Here is a 16,831-nt window from a genome sequence, read left to right on the forward strand (position 1 = left end):
ACTCGTGTCTAAGAACACTGCTGCTTTGGGCCGCCACCGTGCTGTGCCCGTCCGTACCAGCCCGTTGGAGTCTATTTCCAAGGCTGTTTCTTCGAATGCCGGTTCCGTGGGCCGCCAGGCTGCTGTGATTGCTGCCGCGTCCGGTCTGGTTCTTTCTGTCGGTGTTCCGGCGCAGGCGACCAGTATTGAGCGTGAGGCTTCGGTCCAGGCTGCTGCTGCGGCTCCGTCGCGGGTGCAGGTTGAGGCTGTGCAGGCTTCTGCTGCTGTTGAGCTGGATCTTGAGCGTTCGGGTGTGACCTCGACGGCCGCTCCGGTGGTTGAAGAGCCGGAGCCTGTGGTTGAGGCTGTGGCCGAGGAAGTTGCTCCGGTGGTTGAGGAAGCTGCCGAGAAGGCTGTTGCCCCGGTTGAGAAGGCTGAGGAAGCGCCGAAGCCCGAGGCGAAGGCTGATGTTGCTGCCAGCGGTATTGGTGCCGCTTTGGTGGCGTCGGCTTACGGCCAGATCGGTGTGTCGCAGGACTGTACCGCGATGGTGGAGAACGCGCTGCGTTCGGCCGGTATTTCCGTGGGCGATCTGGCTCCGGCGCAGTTCATGGCGTACGGTACCCAGGTTTCGACGCCGCAGCCGGGCGACATGATCTACTACGACGATGCCGGTGCCGGTGTGCCGCACATCGCGATTTACGTGGGCAACGGCCAGGCCATTCATGGTGGCTGGACCGGTTACACGACCGCGCTGGCCGATGCCTACATCGGTTCGGGCCCGGTCTTCATCCGCCCCAACGGCTAAGAGTTTCAGCAGGGTCTGCGGTACCTGTACACGTTTCCTAGGTCATAGCAGTACCATCCCGGGCGTTCCGCCGTACGGAGGCCTGCCGGCATCTGCCGGCGGCCCCAGTTGCAAACGCCGGTCTGCCCGTGGCGGAGCTGGAATAGACCTGGATCAACGTTTTTGCCTGCAGGGCCGTCCTCCGTCGAGGGCGGCCCTGCAGTAGTTAAGGGGTGGGTGCGCCTTGCCCCTGATCGGCACGGTTCTCGTCTGACGAGAACCGAAAACAACGTTTCATCAGCGCCGCGGGCCCCCCGTCGGAATTTCGATAGGCGAATAATTAGCGCAGCGGGCGTGATTCCGCTTACTCTAACTCTTGTCAGTGTCGAATCACCATGGCCGGGAGCAGCCGATCCCGCAGCCCCGGACGTGGCCGGACGGACAGGAACGTGCATGCGCACACTCGTTCTGAACGCTGGATACGAACCGCTGGCGGTAGTGACCTTCCGCCGGGCGCTGCTTCTTGTGCTCACTGGTAAGGCGAGCATCATCGCTGAGGACGGCGAACCCGTCGTCGGGCCCAACGACATATTCGGCAGGCCATCGGTCATCCTGCTCAACCGTTACATCAAGATTCCCTATCCTCAAGACATGACAGTGACACGTCGGGGTGTGCTGCGCCGGGACAATTACGAGTGCGCCTACTGCGGGAAGACGGCCAACACCGTTGACCACGTAAAGCCACGTTCGCGCGGCGGAATCGACAGTTGGGAGAATCTCGTCGCCTGTTGCCTGCGCTGTAACAATGCCAAGGGGGACCGGACACTGAAGCAGATGGGCTGGCATTTGCGCATTACCCCGCGTGCTCCCCGCGGCAGCCACTGGCGGATCCGTGAACTGGAGCGCCCGGCTCCGGCATGGAGCGAGTTCCTCGACTCCAACCCGGCGGCTTGATGAGCCTGTCCGGATTCGACGCCGTCATCCTGGCCGGCGGCCGTTCCTCGCGCCTGAACGGCGAGCCCAAAGCGCTGCTCCGCTACAACAGCCAATCGCTCCTGCGCCGCACCCTGAATAGCGTTCGAGCGGCCCGGCGCATCGCCGTCGTTGGCCCCGATGAGCTTCGCGTGGAACTGGACGCCTTCATCGATGCCGAGCCCGGAACCACGGTGGTTCTGACGCGTGAAGATCCTCCTTTTTCGGGCCCGGCGGCAGGAATCGGTGCAGCAGTCAAGGTGTTGTGCGAGGGCTCTGCCAACGACGACGGCGGTGCCGCCTTCAGGGCGCCCCTCACCTTGATCTTGGCGTGCGACATGCCGGCGCTGGGCACATTGCCGCAGCTGCTGCTTGATGCGGCCGAGCGGAATCCGGCCGTGCAGCTGGTGCTGCCTGTGGACGCCGATGGCCGCACCCAGCCCTTAGCCTCTTGCATCGACAGCGCGGCACTGGATGCAGCAGTGGCCGGATATGGCCCAGACGGGCTGGCCGGAATGCCGGTACGGAAGCTACTCGAGAGGATGGAATCACTGAAGCTCCCGCTGGCGTCGACCGCGACCGCCGACGTGGATACCTGGGATGACGCGCAACGCTTTGGCATAGCACCGCCGGCACCGTAGCCTGAACTCATTATTGAGCTGTTCCTGCACGCGCTTTGTGCCCGGCGCAGGGCGAAAAGAACATCGGAGGACCAGGTGGCCGGAGCCGAAGAAATGCTTGAACCTTTCGTCACAGAGCTGCTCGCAGCCCTGGAGATCGAGGACACGCCGGTAGACCTTGAGGCGGTTCTGGGGCTGGCCGGAGTGGCGGCCCACAGCGTGATCCGCCCGGCAGCGCCTGTCACCACGTTTATTGTCGGTTATGCCGCAGGGCTGGCTGCCGCAACCGGACAGGCAGCGCCGGCCGTGGCCATGCGTGCCGCCAGCCGAGTGGCGGATGAAGTCGCCCGTCGTCACGGAGCAACCGGAGCAGCAGGGGACGGAAGCGTAGGGAACGGAACTGGCGAGACCGGACAGGCGTGAGGCATCAAGAACCCTCCGTGAGCTGGGACGCGGCGCGGGAGCTGGCTTATAAAACGGGGCAGGACAACGGCGCACGCCCCGCGTCCGTGGACTTGGCGCATTGCACCGGGCTGACGTTGGCGCAGGGTGTCACGGCTGAGTTTGACGTGCCGCATTATGCCTCCTCGGCGATGGACGGTTGGGCCATTGCCGGTGCCCCGCCGTGGGAGCTGGTCCTGCCCGGAACGGCGCTCTCCCCGGGGGAGGCAACCTCCGTGGTGACCGGTGGGCTGATACCGGCCGGTGCCGAAGCGGTACTCCGCAGCGAATACGGCCGGACGGAAAGCGTTGCGGAGCAAACCCTGCTCCACCGCCTCCGGGATGTTCCGGCTACGGAGCCACCTCCCGGGCGGCACATTCGCCCCGCCGGCGAAGAAGCTGCTGCGGGGGAGCCGATCATCGCGGCCGGAACAAAGCTCACCCCCGCGCACGTTGCCATTGCCGCCGTCTGCGGCCACGACCAGCTCCCGGTATACCCGAGGCCGTCGGCCGCGCTCTTGCTGACCGGGGACGAAGTCGTTACGTCCGGTGTTCCGGCGCCCGGGCAGGTCCGGGATACCTTTGGGCCGACCTTGCCCTCGATCATCCATGTCCTTGGGGGCGAAACTTCCAGCTCCCGCCGCTTGCCGGATGACTTCGAGGCCACCCGCCGAGCCATTCTTGAGTGTGGAGGGGACGTTGTGATCACCACCGGCGGAACCGGGCATTCACGGGCAGACCACCTGCGCCGCGTTCTGTCCGAGCTGCAGGCCGAGGTCCTGGCTCCTTCCATCCGCATGCGCCCCGGCCATCCCGCACTGATGGCCCGCCTCGCCGACGGGCGGACGCTGATCGGGCTGCCCGGGAATCCGCTCGCCGCCATGATGGCACTGTTGACCCTCGGCGGCCCCCTGCTCGCCGGCATGACCGGCGGCCGGCTTCCGGGCATGGGCCGGGTTGCAGCCGGAACCCGGTTCGCCCCGCTGGATGGGAAAGACCGGCTGATCCCGTATGCGATGACGGAGGTGGGCGCTGTTCCGGCCGGCCATGTCGGTTCCGCCATGATGCGCGGACTGGCCAACGCCGACGGCGTCATAGTGGTTCCGCCGGAAGGCGCCGCAGTTGGGCAGGAGCTGCGTACCCTGTCGCTGCCTTGGTGAATTAAGCTGGCAGTAGTCAGCAAGGAGAATTTCATGGGACGCGTAACCCAGCGCCGCAAGGTGCTCAGACTCAGCCTCGACGGACAGCCCAACCGTCGGGTGGATACCCTCGCCGCGGAAGAGCCATTGGAAATCAGGCTCGGCGCCAAAGCGTTCAGCATCACCATGCGTACCCCCGGGGACGATTTCGATCTGGTCGCGGGCTTCCTGGTTTCGGAAGGCGTGGTCTGGGAGGCTTCCCAGCTCGGCGCCATGCGCTTCTGCGCCGGCGAAGACGAACAGGGCCGCCAGACTTATAACGTCATAGACGCCCAGCTGGCTCCGGGCGTCGCACTTCCCGACACCTCGTTGGAGCGTCACGTCTACACCTCGAGTTCATGCGGGATCTGCGGAACGGCGTCCATCGACGCGGTCACCAAGAGCTCGCATTATCCGATTCTGGGAGCGGACACGGCTGACGCTGATCAGGACACAGAGAACGACGACGGCGCGTTGGCCGGCAGCGCCTCGCGGTATTTGCCATTGGCGACGCTGCTTTCCTTGCCCGATAAGCTGCGTGAGCGCCAGCAGGTCTTCGACCGGACAGGCGGTGTCCACGCGGCAGGACTGTTCAGCTTCGACGGCGAACTGCTCTGCCTGCGGGAAGACGTCGGCCGGCACAACGCCGTCGATAAGGTGGTGGGCTGGGCATTGCGGGAAGGCCGGTTGCCGCTGACCGACACTGTCCTGCAGGTTTCAGGCCGTGCTTCCTTTGAACTTGTGCAGAAGGCCTACCTGGCCGGAATCCCCGTACTGGCCGCCGTCAGCGCGCCGTCATCACTCGCAGTCGAACTCGCGGAGGAGGCGGGATTGACGCTGGCGGGATTCAGCCGAGGTAACACAGTGAATATTTATGCTCATCCAGGACGAATTATCGGAGCTAAGGTCGAGATTCCCCTGTGACACGGGATACATTGGGTTCATGGCTCGCCGTGCACCTATTGATGACATAAATGAAGACTCTCTGGAAGTCCAGGAACCGAAGACAGCCGCTGCCGGCGTCAAAGCGGTCATGGTCTCCATGGAACGAGGACTGGCCCAAGCTGGAGTAACCCGGACCGTGCGCTCGATGCTCCGGGTTAACCAGCATGGCGGCTTCGACTGCCCGGGCTGCGCCTGGCCCGAATCGATCACCGGGAAGCGCAAGCCCGCCGAATTCTGTGAGAATGGCGCCAAGGCCATTGCCGAGGAAAACACCCTCCGGACCGTAGGCCCGGAGTTCTGGGCCGAGCATTCCATCAAGGACTTGGAACAGAAGACCGAATATTGGCTCGGCAACCAGGGGCGGATTACCCAGCCGGTTGTCATCCGGGAAGGCGACACGCACTATTCGCCGATCAGCTGGGCGGAAGCGTTCGACCTCATCGGTGAACATGTCCGGGCGACGACGCCGGACCGTTGCGTTTTTTACACTTCGGGACGTACCGCGAACGAGACAGCGTTCATGTATCAGTTGTTCGCGCGGTCGCTGGGCACCAACAACCTTCCGGACTGCTCGAACATGTGCCATGAATCCTCAGGCTCGGCCTTGAACCCCACGATCGGCATTGGTAAGGGCACCGTTTCGCTGGAAGACCTGCACGAGGCTGAGCTGATTTTCGTCGTCGGGCAGAACCCGGGCACCAACCATCCGCGTATGCTCTCCGCGCTCCGGGAGTGCAGGGAAAATGGCGGAAAGGTCGTGTCCATCAATCCGCTGCCGGAAGCCGGACTAATGAAGTTCAAGGACCCGCAGAGCGTTGAGGGGCTGGTCCAGGGCGGTAGCCAAATTTCCGATGAATTCCTGCAGATCAAGGTAGGCGGGGACCTGGCCCTGTTCCAAGCATTCGGCCATCTGTTGCTGGAAGAGGAAGAACGCGTTCCCGGCTCAGTGGTGGACAAGGCTTTTATCGAGCAGCAGACCGAAGGCTTCGAAGCCTACCGCGACGCCCGCAAGTCCATTGATTGGGACGAAACCGAGAAGGCCACGGGGCTTTCACGGCTGGAAATCGCGAACATTGCCGACCTGCTAGCCAAGTCCAAGGCGACCATCATTTGCTGGGCGCTGGGCCTGACCCAGCAGCCTCACTCGGTGGACACACTGAAGGAAATCATCAACCTGCTTCTGCTGCAGGGCAACTTCGGCAAGCCCGGTGCGGGCGCTTGCCCGGTCCGCGGGCACTCCAACGTACAGGGCGACAGGACCATGGGCATCTGGGAGAAGCCCAAGGAATGGCTTCTCGAAGCTATGGACAAGGAGTTCGGCATCGAGTCGCCGCGCGAACACGGCTTTGACTCCACAGAGGCCTTGCATGCCTTCGAGCTGGGTGACGTGGATGTTTTCGTGTCCTTAGGCGGGAACTTCGCGCTGGCCAACTCGGATACCGAGGCGCTCGAGGCAGGCATGAAGCGGGCCGGGTTGACCGTCCATATTTCCACCAAGCCCAACCGCTCGCACGTTGTCCATGGCAAGACCTCTCTTATCCTCCCCACCTTGGGACGGACCGATACGGATGATAAGCACCCGAAGGGGCCGCAGTTCCTGTCCGTGGAAGACTCGATGTCGGTTGTCCACTCCACCCGTGGACGTCTAACACCTGTCTCGGAGCACCTGTTGGCAGAGCCGGTAATCATAGCCCGCATGGCGCAGGCCGTACTGGGCGACGATCATGTTGTGGATTGGCGAGCCATGGCCGAGGACTACGACGTCATCCGCGACCATATTTCCCGTGTACTGCCGGGCTTTGAAGACTTCAACCAGCGAATCCGCAACAAGAATGGGTTCGTGCTGCCCAATCCGCCGCGGGATTCGCGCTCGTTCGCCACGGACATTGGTCGTGCAAGATTTACCGTGAGCCCGCTGGAATACCTGTCGGCTCCGGAAGGGCACCTGATCCTGCAGACCATGCGCAGCCACGATCAATACAACACCACGTTCTACGGCTTGGATGACAGATACCGTGGCATCTCCAACGGACGCCGTGTCATCCTCGTGCATCCTGACGACCTGAAGGAACTGGGTTTCGAAGACCGCGAGCTGGTGGATGTCATCAGCACCTTCAATGGCACGGAACGCCGAGCGGACAGCTTCCGGCTTGTTTCCTATCCGACGGCACGTGGCTGCGCGGCTGCTTACTTCCCCGAAGCAAACGTCCTGGTTCATCGGGAATTGGTTGCACGTGAATCCAACACTCCCGGATTCAAAGCGATCACCGTCCGGTTCGTCTCGGTGCAGGAAAACGATACGGAGACTCTTGCCGCTGGTCAGACCGAGCAGACGGATAGTAATAGCGAGCTGATGCCGAGCTAACGGCCGCTTCACCATTGGTCAGAATGGTGGTTCTTTTTCAGCTTCGGGTGGTGGTTTTTTGCGTTTGAGCCGCCGGCGGAAGCTCTTGGGCAGGGCGTGCAGGACGTGGTCGGTGAAGGTGGGTGGTCCGGCGCCGGTGTCGCCGGGTTTGGTGGTGTAGGTCTGGTTCCCGGGCGTCGTGGTGGTGAATTCCCCGGGCCTGGTCTGGGTCACCTTCCAGCCTGCGAGGGACTTGAGCCGGTGGTCGGAGCGGCAGCGCGGGCCGAGGTTGGCGTAATCGGTGCGGCCGTGGCCGCCGTTCGCGTGGTAATCGATGGTGTGGTCCAGATCGCAGTCCTTCGCCGGGACAATGCAGCCCGGGCCGGTGCACGTCGTATCGCGGTGGCGCACCGCGCGGGCCAGGTCCGCCGGCGGACGGTACACGGTTTTGCCGTAGGAGAGGATGGTCCCGGTTTCGGGGTGGGTCAGGATCCGGTAGAACGACGCCGCGCCCTCGCAAAGTGTGCGTGCGGCGTCGGCGGGGATCGGCCCGTATCCGTCGAGGGTGGCAGGTTCCTCGTCCAGGCCCATCAGGGTAAATACCGGCACGGTGAGCGCGACTTCGGGCCGGATCCCGGCCGCGGGCCCGGTCTGCATTCCGGCGTGCAGGAGCAGGTCGGTGAACACGTCAGCGCGCAGCTGCCCCAGCGTGCGGGTCTCCGTGGAGCATTGCAGGCCGCGGGCAGCCCGGGTGAGACGGTCGTGGATGGCGTGCGCTTCCTCTGCCGGCAGGTACGCGCCGAGGAACGCCCTCCCGTCGTCCGCCGGTTCCAGCTGCACGGCGCGGCACCGGATCTGCCGTTCACGGCGCATCTTGATGGTTTCCGGGTTCAGCAACTCGCGCTGCTTCCGCGCCGCGGAGCGCAGCTCGCCCGGAGTTTTGTCCGTCGCCTCCACGAGCAGGGCGTCTTCGAACCCGGGTTTCGCGTCGTCGGGCAGGGTGTCGCCCTGCCGGGTGATCACGCCCGCGCGTTCCAGGTCCAGGTCCCCCGCAGTGAGCGCGGCCAGTGTGCCCGGGTAGTGCTCGCACAGATCCTGCGCGGTTTCGTACCGGTCGCGCGCCTGTTTCTCGGTGATCCGGTACAGGCAGGCCAGTTCCTTCACCACGGACTGCTCGGCCAGGTCCTCCAGCTCGGCCCGGCCCGGCGGCGGCGCCCCCGGCTCCCGCGGCGGCAGTTCCTCCACCGCGGTTTGCCCGATCCGGTGGGTAAGACGCACCAGGCCCGCGTCCAGCCACGCCGCCAGCCGCCGGCCCGCGGCCAGCTGCTCCACCGCCGACCGGTAATCCAGTTCCGCGAAGCCCCGCACCCCGGCGGCAGCCACAGCGGCATCACCGGCGGCGGCACCTGCGGCGGGAGTATCGCCGGAATCACCGGCCGTGTTCACAGCGTTCCTGTTGCCGGCGTTGGCGGTGGCCGCGAAGAGTCCGAACCAGTCGGCCGGGCCGCCGGCGCTGATCCGGGCCAGGCGTTCGGCGTAATAGTCCTCATGTCCTTCGGTGAGCAGTTCGGCGGGGACATGGCCGAGTTCCTCCGCGGTGCCCCAGCAGGCCGGGACCGGCCCCGTCAGCGGCGGGCAGTCCCACTCCACTTCACGCTCCCACGGGGCGAAGTCATCAGGCTCCGGGCTGCCGTACAGCGGCGGCTCGTCATCGCAGCGCGGAATGTCCTGCCCGGCCAGCGGGTCCGGACCGCAGGATTCAAGCGTGGGCGGTTCCGGGACCGGGCCCATGGCAGCTGCCCGGATCTCCTCCATATAGGCAGCCATCGTGGCGTGCTTGGGCGGTTTGCCCGCCGCGATGGGGGTGTCAGATGGTCTGTGTAGGGGTTCCGGTCCTCGGTTGATTGGAGAACACTGTGACCATGATTGATTCCAATGAAGAGCTCAGCGCCGAGCTTGCCGCAAAGGTGGCAGCTGCCGGAGGGATCGAGCAGTTGCGTGAGTCAGGGGCCTTCGACGAACTGATGGAGCAGATCGACTCCGGGCAGCTGCAGATTGATGGCAAGAACGGGTTCCTGAACCAGATGATCAAGGCCGTGCTGGAACGGGGGCTGCAGGCGGAACTTTCCGGGCATCTGGGCTACGAAAAAGGCGATCCCGCCGCACGGCTGCTGCCCAACGCCCGCAACGGCTCATATCCGAAGACGCTGGCCAGCCAGGCCGGCGACGTCGGATTGGACATCCCGCGGGACCGCAACGGCTCGTTCACCCCGCAGCTGGTGCCCAAAGGCTCCCGCCGCACCGGCGGGCTGGACGAGATGATCATCAGCCTCTACGCCGGCGGCATGACCATCCGCGACATCCAGTACCACCTGGAGTCCACCATCGGTACCGAGCTCTCGCACGAGACGATCTCCAAAATCACCGACGATGTGCTGGACGAGGTGCTCATTTGGCAGCGGCGCCCGCTTGATCCGATCTATCCGGTCCTTTATCTCGACGCGATCATGGTCAAAATCCGTGACGGTGCGCAGGTGCGCAACAAGGCCGCCCACATCGCCGTGGGTGTCGACATGGACGGCATTAAACACGTGCTGGGCATCTGGGTCGAAGCCACCGAAGGCGCCAAGTTCTGGGCCGGCGTCTGCGCCGAACTGGCCAACCGCGGCGTCAAGGATGTCCTCATCGTCTGCTGCGACGGACTGACCGGCTTCCCCGAAGCCATCGCGGCGACCTGGCCGCTGGCGACCGTCCAAACCTGCGTGGTGCACCTGATCCGCGCCTCACTGCGCTTCATCGGCTACCAGGACCGCAAGAAAGTTGCCGCCGCGCTCAGACCCATCTACACCGCCTCAACCGTCGAGGCCGCCGAAGCTGCGCTGGAGGAATTTGCCGCCTCGCCGCTGGGCACCAAATACCGCGCCACGGTCAATACCTGGCGCAACAGCTGGGAAAAGTTCATCCCGTTCCTGGCATTCCCGCCGCCGCTGCGCCGCGTCATCTACACGACCAACGCCATCGAATCCCTGAACTACCAGCTGCGCAAAATCATCAAGAACCGCGGGCATTTCCCCAACGACAACTCCGCCGTAAAACTGCTCTGGCTCGCGATCTGCAACATCGAAGACAAACGCGCCAGAGAACGGTCCAAGCTCCACGGCAAGGTCCGTGACAACCGCAGCAAATCGGTCCATACCCTCATCGAAGGGTCCTTCACCCAAGGCTGGAGCGAAGCCCTCGGCACTCTCGCCCTGGCCTATCCGGAACGAATAGAACCCCACCTGAACTAAAAGGCAACCGACACCACTTACACAAATATCTTGACAAGCTCGCCGCGATGTATTCGCGCGCCTGCGCCATGCCCTGCTTCCGGCTCTGCGCGCACTGGTCGTCCAAAACCGCCAGGGCCTTCCGCACGGCCTCCTGCCGTGCCCCGGGGGTTGTGGGCCGGCCCGGCATCAAACACCGCACCGGAAGGCCATGACTCACGGACACGCGCCCCGCGTGCCCCTGCCCATGGGCAGGGATCCCGGAACCCGGAGACGACTGCTCTTCCGTTGCCATGACTTCAGTCCATCATCCGGTTATGACAGTTCGGAGGTTCAAAAACACCAAGATCCCGCATCCGCGAAATTTCTTCAAAATTCTTTTCAGCACCGGTTTTCCCCGAGCCCGGCAGGAAGCACATTGAAGCCGACCACACCGGCGCTGACCACACCGTCGCGGACCGCACCGCGGGATTCCCGCCGGCCGCGGGAATCCCGCGAACCGATGACGAAAGCTCTACCGTTGCCATGAGTCCAGTCCACCATCTGCCACCGACAAGCAATCCCGAATTCAGCACCATCCACACCAATTGGCCGAAGCTTTCCTGATCTTTCGGACTCTGCCTTGGAACCGAGCGGCTGCCCGAACGCCGCAGCATTAGCTATGCGCGCAGCGTCGCCGTCGTAAAGGGAATAGGCGCCTGCGATTAGAGGTTGCGGCAGGTATGGAACTCGGCATCTATAGCTTCGGCGACATTCACCCCGACCCGCTGACGGGGGAGCGGACATCGCCGCAAGAACGGATGGCGGATCTGCTGGAGCGGGCCCGGCTGGCTGATGAAGTGGGCCTCCACTATTTCGGGATAGGGGAGCACCACCGCCCGGACTATGCAGTCTCTGCTCCGGTTCCCGTGCTGGCCGCGGCGGCTGCACAGACCAAGAACATCAAAGTTGGCTCTGCTGTCACGGTATTGAGTACGGAGGACCCGGTCCGGGTCTACCAGCAATTTGCCACGCTGGATCTGCTGTCCGGCGGCCGCGCCGAATTGACCGCCGGTCGCGGTTCCTTCATCGAGTCCTACCCACTCTTCGGGGCCGCTTTGGCCGACTATGACGAGCTGTACGAGGAGAAAATCGCCCTGCTGCTCCAGTTGGACGAGCAGGAAGAGGTCACTTGGAACGGAAAGTTCCGGCCCGCACTCGACAACGCCAGAATTCTGCCCAGACCGACGGGCAATCCAGGCGCGGGCCACCTGGATATCTGGATCGCCACCGGCGGCACGCCGGCGTCGACCGTCCGGGCGGCAACGCTGGGCAAGAACGTCATGTATGCGCTGCTCGGTGGCACCGTCCACAGCTTCGCACAGCACGCACAGCTCTACCGCACCGAAGCGGCCAAGGCGGGGCACGACGTCGGCAGTTTGAAAGTGGGCGTGAGCAGCACCGGTCTGGTGGCGCGGGAGCACGCGGCGGATAAGTTCTATCCCCACTGGCTGGACTCGCTCACCCGGATTGCGGCTGAACGAGGGTTCTCCAAGCCCAGTCGTGTCAGCTACAACATGCAGGCGGCGCGGTCGGGCGGTATCTACGTGGGCAACCCGGAGGAGGTAGCAGAGAAGCTGGTGCTGACCCATCAGCACATGCAGCACGATCGGCACATCCTGCAGATGGACCTCTCCTCGGTGCCGCAGAAAACCGTTCTGGAATCCATCGAACTGCTCGGGACCGAGGTGCTGCCGCTGGTGCAACGCGAGCTCTCGTAAAAATAAGACCTAGGCTGTATTAGTACATTCGTTCCCAGTTTCAAAGGAGTCAGCATGTCCATGGAAGGGGCGGCCTGGAGTTCGCTGTACCGGCTCTCCATGTCGGACAAGGCCAAGCACGGGTTCTCCAAGAAGACCGTCAAACGTACCCTGGCGTTCGCAGCGCCCTACAAGGGCAAGCTGATCTTCTTTGTCATCGTGTCCATCATCTCGGCCGCTTTGGCGGTTGCGACGCCGGTGCTCGCCGGCCAGGTAATCGACGCGATCGTAGCGAAGACCAGTGTTGAGACGATTGTCTGGCTGGCCGTCATCATCGCCATCGTCGCCATTGCCGACGCGGCGCTGAGCATGGTCACCCGCTGGGTTTCCTCCGGCCTGGGCGAGGACGTCATTTTGGACTTGCGCACGGCCGTGTTCGATCATGTGCAGAAGATGCCGATTGCGTTCTTCACCCGCACGCGCACGGGAGCGCTGGTCAGCCGGCTGAACAATGACGTGATCGGCGCCCAGCGCGCCTTCGCCGGCACGCTTTCCGGCGTCGTCAGTAATTTTGTGGCCCTGGTGCTGACACTGATTGTCATGCTCAATACGTCCTGGCAGGTGACGTTGCTGGCGCTTGTTATGCTGCCCATTTTCCTGCTGCCGGCCAGGCAGATGGGGTCGCGGTTGGCGGAGATGCGCCGCGAGGCAGCCAACCACAACTCCGCCATGAGCACGCAGATGACGGAGCGTTTTTCCGCCCCCGGCGCCACGTTAGTCAAGCTTTTCGGCCGGCCCGAGGAAGAGTCCCGGGAGTTCAAGGTCCGGGCAGAGCGCGTGCGCAACATCGGTATCAAGTCTGCTGTCCTGCAGTGGACCTTCGTGACCGCGCTGACCCTGGTCTCTGCCCTGGCGCTGGCACTGGTTTACGGTCTGGGCGGGTTCTACGCCATCATCGGCAGGCTCGATCCGGGTGACGTGGTGGTGCTGGCCCTGCTGCTGACCCGGCTGTATGCGCCGTTGACTGCGCTGGCCAATGCGCGCGTGGAGATCGCCAGCGCGCTGGTGAGCTTCGAGCGCGTCTTCGAGGTGCTGGACCTGGATCCGTTGATCAAGGAAAAGCCCGACGCCGGTTCCGTCCCGCCGGGGCCGGTCACCGTTGAGTTCAAGGACGTCCGGTTTGCCTACCCGTCAGCCGACAAGGTTTCGCTGGCCTCGCTGGAAGAGGTTGCCACGCTGGACACCCGCGGCGGCGAGGAAGTGCTGCATGGCATCAACTTCAAGGTTGAGCCCGGGCAGACCCTGGCGCTGGTCGGGTCGTCCGGCGCAGGAAAGTCCACCATCGCCTCCCTGCTGGCCAGGTTGTACGACGTCGACTCCGGCTCCGTGGAACTTTCCGGCGTCGATCTTCGAGACCTGAGCTTCGATGCGATTCGTTCAACCATCGGCCTGGTGACCCAGGACGGACACCTGTTCCATGACACCATCCGGGGGAACCTCGCATTGGCCCGGCCGGAGGCTACGGACGAGGAGATCTGGGACGTGCTGCGCCGGGCCAGGCTCGAGCCGATGGTCCGCTCACTGCCGGACGGGCTGGAGACCATGGTGGGGGAGCGCGGCTACCGGCTGTCCGGCGGTGAACGTCAGCGGATGACCATCGCGCGGTTGCTGATCGCCCATCCGCAGGTGGTCATCCTGGACGAGGCAACCGCTGCCCTGGATTCGACCAACGAAGCCGCGGTGCAGGCTGCCTTGACCGAAGCGCTTGAGGGGCGCACCGCCGTCGTTATTGCACACCGGCTGTCCACCATTCGTTCCGCGGACCAGATCCTGGTGGTCGAGGGCGGCGAAATCGTGGAACGGGGCACGCACCTTGAACTGCTGGCCCGCAGCGGGCGCTATGCCGAGCTGTACCGGACGCAGTTCCGCACAGAAACGACTGAAACGCCTGCCATGCCCTGAGCAGCAAAAGCCCGCGTGCCCTGAGCGGCGCGCGGAATTTTATCAGTGCTATCTGGTCCGTCTTTCGTTACAGTGTCATGGGTTGACCTAAGTCACAGCAGAGTTTTGGGGAGCAGGGCTCATTAATGCAGCGCGGTAGTAATCTCGGCCGTCTTGGCGGCTATAACCAGGCGGTGATCCTGGATGCGATCCGCCGCGCTCCCGAAGGCATCGCCAGAGTTGAACTGGTGGAGCGCACGGGTCTGTCGCCGCAGACCATTTCGAATGTAGTGCGCCGCCTCGTCGACGATGGCCTGGTGCGGGAGGACCGCAAGACTGTCTCCGGGCCGGGTAAACCCCGGACGGTGCTGGAGTTGGAAGTTTCCAGCCGCATTGCCATCGGCATCCACCTGGATCCTGCCGTCATGACCGTGGTCGCCCTGAACCTGCACGGCGAAGTGGCGGCCAGTATGCACCACCGGATGCCGGAGGTAGACGAGCCTGATGGCATCGTGTCCCAGATGGCCGACGCCGTCGAAAGCCTGATTGCAACAGCAGGGCTGGACCGCGACCGGATCCTGGGCGTGGGCCTTGCCGCGCCGGGCCCAATCGACGGGGTTGAGGGCATGATGGTGTCGCCGCCGATGCTGCCTGGTTGGGACCGGGTGCCGCTGCGGGTGCCGCTGGAGGAACAGATCAAGCTGCCGGTGTGGCTGGACAAGGACGTGACGGCGGCCGCAGTCGCCGAGCTCTGGGCGAGCGATAGGGATGCGCCGTCCAGCTTTGCCTTCATCTATCTGGGAACCGGGCTTGGCGCCGGCGTGGTATTGCAGAACGAGGTGCAGCACGGTTCCTCCGGAAACATCGGCGAGATCGGGCACTTCCCGGTGCCGGACGAAGTGCCGCTGTGCGAATGCGGCCGACGGAACTGTGTGGGCATGAGCCTGAACTTCGTGACCCTCATCCGGCAGGGCATCGAAGCCGGGATCTTCCCCAAGAACCACGACGAGCAGGGACTCGACGGGACAACTGCGGCTATTTTCGAGCTGACCAGCATGGCTGGAGCGGGCAATGCCGAAGCCTACGCCATTATGCACCGGGCGGCCCGGAATCTTGCGTTCGTCGTGGCGCAGGTGGCCAACGTGCTCGACGTTCAGCGGATCATCTTTGGTGGGCCGCTCTGGGACGGCCTTGCGGGTGTGGGCCTGCCACTGCTGCGCGAGGAGATTCAAAAGCACTTCGTGGCGAGGGACATCCACCAGCTTGAAGTCGTGGGATCGAACCTCGGCGAGCAGGTGGGCGCCATCGGCGGAGCATGCCTGGTGCTGGACCAAGCCTTCTCGCCGAAGACCCGGGGACTCTTACTGGAGACGTAAAGAAACGTCACAAAGTGTATTTGACGTCACATTCGGGCGAATTTCTCCAGGTTAATCCGATGTTCACCCGCTGGGCTTGATTTAGTCCATCGTATGGACAAACATGGTTGGTGACGGCAGGCGTTCGTATGATCGCGCAAACTCTTGAAATGAACGGTTCAAGAGCGGGCGTGGCCCTGGGGAGGGGCGCGTGCCGTCAACCAAGTAGGACAACAGCGATCGCGAGCAGTTCCGGCGAACGGGAAGAAGCCCGGGACTGCAGCTTCTCTTTGGAGGGTTCTCGCAGTTGAAGTACTTTGGGATGCACCAAATGCGGTAGCCGCCGGCTGCGCATCCGTGGGGGGATGCGCAGACGGCGGCTTTCCTGCTTAACTGCGGCACCAGCGGCGGTGTTGCGAAGAGTGCCCCTGGCCGGAATCGAACCGACGGCCTACCCTTTAGGAGAGGGTCGCTCTATCCAACTGAGCTACAGAGGCGCGAACCTATCCAGCTTACCCTTTTGCCGCCGTCGTTGTTTCATTCTGTTTCCGGCGTGGTCCGCGGAAAACCGCGTAGAGCGCGGCCAGAATGCTCAGGCCGAACAGCACGGATTTCGCTACTGTGAGGAAGCTTGCCAGCGCTGCGTCGCCCACCGGATCGGTGCTCATAATCGAGTCCAGCACCCAGTTCTCGGCCAGATCGGCAATGACATACAGGAGTACGGGTGCCCAGCAAAGCCAGCGGAGCAGTCCGCGTTTGAGCTGCTGGCCGATCAGCAGCAGCCAGGTGAAGCCGAACAGCAACGGGAAGATCGTGTCGGCCGTTTTGTGCCAGTAATTGTATTGGCCGGCGCCGTCCTCGCCGAAGGCGGTGCGCACGTCCTGCACGTACTCGGTGCTGTAGCCGGTGACCAATGTGTCCGGCATGGCCAGACCGCCGCTCAGCTGCTGGAACTGCGGCATGATCAGGATGAACGAGTACCCGAACAGGAACGCCGATGCCACCGCACCGGCGATGACAATCATGTTGGCATTGCCCGCCGCCTTGGTCGGCGTGCGGCTAGTGCTCGGATTGACGACGCCGGATCCTGGGTTTGTGGAGGAAGGGTCGCCAGTGCGGGCGTCGGCTGCTGCGGGACCGTGCTTGCGGAGGCGCTGCGCGCGGGACTTGGACATATCTCCATTATGGCCCCGGGCGGCGAAGCGCCTCGGAGCTAGGCCGTGGGCGAATCCGGCACCGAGTGTCAGCGGTGGCTAATAGA

General features: G+C 63.8%; 14 protein-coding genes and 1 tRNA gene. 11 read left to right on the plus strand and 4 right to left on the minus strand.

All coding sequences use genetic code 11. From position 1 onward, the window contains the following. The first annotated feature begins 4 nt into the window (after positions 1 to 4). The 7 genes from J5251_RS07320 (at position 5) to J5251_RS07350 (ending at position 7,287) form a co-directional block, all read left to right on the plus strand. Positions 5 to 787 carry a C40 family peptidase gene (locus tag J5251_RS07320; RefSeq protein ID WP_208575625.1) on the plus strand — a complete coding sequence of 261 codons (783 nt, stop codon included), beginning with the start codon at positions 5 to 7 and terminating at the stop codon, positions 785 to 787. 432 nt (positions 788 to 1,219) lie between these two features. Next, entirely contained in the window at positions 1,220 to 1,720 is a 501-nt protein-coding gene (locus J5251_RS07325) for an HNH endonuclease (protein ID WP_074699732.1), read from the plus strand. Next, entirely contained in the window at positions 1,720 to 2,379 is a 660-nt protein-coding gene (gene mobA, locus J5251_RS07330; RefSeq protein WP_208575626.1) for a molybdenum cofactor guanylyltransferase, read from the plus strand. The genes J5251_RS07325 and mobA overlap by 1 nt, the downstream gene beginning before the upstream one ends. Positions 2,380 to 2,472: 93 nt before the next feature. Beyond that, positions 2,473 to 2,781: a DUF6457 domain-containing protein gene (locus J5251_RS07335; RefSeq protein ID WP_346764141.1), complete on the plus strand. Its 309-nt coding sequence runs from the start codon at positions 2,473 to 2,475 to the stop codon at positions 2,779 to 2,781. Positions 2,782 to 2,798: 17 nt separating this feature from the next. Next, complete coding sequence (locus J5251_RS07340) at positions 2,799 to 3,959, plus strand: molybdopterin molybdotransferase MoeA (RefSeq protein ID WP_244250839.1); 1,161 nt, start codon at positions 2,799 to 2,801, stop codon at positions 3,957 to 3,959. Between the two features lie 33 nt (positions 3,960 to 3,992). Beyond that, positions 3,993 to 4,901, plus strand: a complete 909-nt coding sequence (fdhD, locus tag J5251_RS07345; protein WP_208575628.1) for a formate dehydrogenase accessory sulfurtransferase FdhD — start codon at positions 3,993 to 3,995, stop codon at positions 4,899 to 4,901. A gap of 19 nt (positions 4,902 to 4,920) precedes the next feature. Then, a complete protein-coding gene (locus J5251_RS07350) occupies positions 4,921 to 7,287 on the plus strand; it encodes an FdhF/YdeP family oxidoreductase (RefSeq protein WP_208575629.1) in 2,367 nt (788 codons plus the stop codon). An 18-nt stretch (positions 7,288 to 7,305) separates the two neighbouring features. Here the strand turns inward: J5251_RS07350 and J5251_RS07355 are convergent, their stop codons facing one another. Further along, positions 7,306 to 9,093 carry an HNH endonuclease signature motif containing protein gene (locus J5251_RS07355; protein ID WP_208575630.1) on the minus strand — a complete coding sequence of 596 codons (1,788 nt, stop codon included), beginning with the start codon at positions 9,091 to 9,093 and terminating at the stop codon, positions 7,306 to 7,308. A 95-nt stretch (positions 9,094 to 9,188) separates the two neighbouring features. Here J5251_RS07355 and J5251_RS07360 point away from each other — a divergent pair, with 95 nt between their 5' ends. After that, positions 9,189 to 10,556: an IS256 family transposase gene (locus tag J5251_RS07360; RefSeq protein ID WP_139007410.1), complete on the plus strand. Its 1,368-nt coding sequence runs from the start codon at positions 9,189 to 9,191 to the stop codon at positions 10,554 to 10,556. Positions 10,557 to 10,834: 278 nt separating this feature from the next. Here the strand turns inward: J5251_RS07360 and J5251_RS07365 are convergent, their stop codons facing one another. Beyond that, positions 10,835 to 11,062 (minus strand): hypothetical protein, encoded by a 228-nt coding sequence (locus tag J5251_RS07365; protein ID WP_208575631.1) that lies wholly within the window; start codon positions 11,060 to 11,062, stop codon positions 10,835 to 10,837. A gap of 195 nt (positions 11,063 to 11,257) precedes the next feature. Here J5251_RS07365 and J5251_RS07370 point away from each other — a divergent pair, with 195 nt between their 5' ends. The 3 genes from J5251_RS07370 (at position 11,258) to J5251_RS07380 (ending at position 15,591) form a co-directional block, all read left to right on the plus strand. Next, positions 11,258 to 12,295 (plus strand): LLM class flavin-dependent oxidoreductase, encoded by a 1,038-nt coding sequence (locus tag J5251_RS07370; RefSeq protein WP_208575632.1) that lies wholly within the window; start codon positions 11,258 to 11,260, stop codon positions 12,293 to 12,295. A 54-nt stretch (positions 12,296 to 12,349) separates the two neighbouring features. Further along, a complete protein-coding gene (locus J5251_RS07375) occupies positions 12,350 to 14,236 on the plus strand; it encodes an ABC transporter ATP-binding protein (RefSeq protein WP_208575633.1) in 1,887 nt (628 codons plus the stop codon). 125 nt (positions 14,237 to 14,361) lie between these two features. After that, positions 14,362 to 15,591: an ROK family transcriptional regulator gene (locus J5251_RS07380; RefSeq protein WP_208575634.1), complete on the plus strand. Its 1,230-nt coding sequence runs from the start codon at positions 14,362 to 14,364 to the stop codon at positions 15,589 to 15,591. A 402-nt stretch (positions 15,592 to 15,993) separates the two neighbouring features. Here the strand turns inward: J5251_RS07380 and J5251_RS07385 are convergent. Next, positions 15,994 to 16,067: transfer RNA gene (locus tag J5251_RS07385), tRNA-Arg, on the minus strand. 15 nt (positions 16,068 to 16,082) lie between these two features. After that, the gene (locus J5251_RS07390; protein ID WP_208575635.1) at positions 16,083 to 16,745 is read right to left on the minus strand and encodes a hypothetical protein; all 663 of its coding nucleotides are present in this window, start codon (positions 16,743 to 16,745) and stop codon (positions 16,083 to 16,085) included. Positions 16,746 to 16,831: the final 86 nt, after the last annotated feature.

The sequence above is a fragment of the Arthrobacter crystallopoietes genome, assembly GCF_017603825.1.
In the GTDB taxonomy this organism is placed as follows: domain Bacteria; phylum Actinomycetota; class Actinomycetes; order Actinomycetales; family Micrococcaceae; genus Crystallibacter; species Crystallibacter crystallopoietes_B.

Excerpts from the sequence above, each read along its gene's own strand:
- J5251_RS07325 (WP_074699732.1), top strand. The coding sequence starts at position 1,220 with ATGCGCACACTCGTTCTGAACGCTGGATACGAACCGCTGGCGGTAGTG.
- mobA (WP_208575626.1), top strand. The coding sequence starts at position 1,720 with ATGAGCCTGTCCGGATTCGACGCCGTCATCCTGGCCGGCGGCCGTTCC.
- J5251_RS07335 (WP_346764141.1), top strand. The coding sequence starts at position 2,473 with ATGCTTGAACCTTTCGTCACAGAGCTGCTCGCAGCCCTGGAGATCGAG.
- fdhD (WP_208575628.1), top strand. The coding sequence starts at position 3,993 with ATGGGACGCGTAACCCAGCGCCGCAAGGTGCTCAGACTCAGCCTCGAC.
- J5251_RS07350 (WP_208575629.1), top strand. The coding sequence starts at position 4,921 with ATGGCTCGCCGTGCACCTATTGATGACATAAATGAAGACTCTCTGGAA.
- J5251_RS07355 (WP_208575630.1), bottom strand. The coding sequence starts at position 9,093 with ATGGCTGCCTATATGGAGGAGATCCGGGCAGCTGCCATGGGCCCGGTC.
- J5251_RS07360 (WP_139007410.1), top strand. The coding sequence starts at position 9,189 with ATGATTGATTCCAATGAAGAGCTCAGCGCCGAGCTTGCCGCAAAGGTG.
- J5251_RS07365 (WP_208575631.1), bottom strand. The coding sequence starts at position 11,062 with ATGGCAACGGTAGAGCTTTCGTCATCGGTTCGCGGGATTCCCGCGGCC.
- J5251_RS07370 (WP_208575632.1), top strand. The coding sequence starts at position 11,258 with ATGGAACTCGGCATCTATAGCTTCGGCGACATTCACCCCGACCCGCTG.
- J5251_RS07375 (WP_208575633.1), top strand. The coding sequence starts at position 12,350 with ATGTCCATGGAAGGGGCGGCCTGGAGTTCGCTGTACCGGCTCTCCATG.
- J5251_RS07380 (WP_208575634.1), top strand. The coding sequence starts at position 14,362 with ATGCAGCGCGGTAGTAATCTCGGCCGTCTTGGCGGCTATAACCAGGCG.
- J5251_RS07390 (WP_208575635.1), bottom strand. The coding sequence starts at position 16,745 with ATGTCCAAGTCCCGCGCGCAGCGCCTCCGCAAGCACGGTCCCGCAGCA.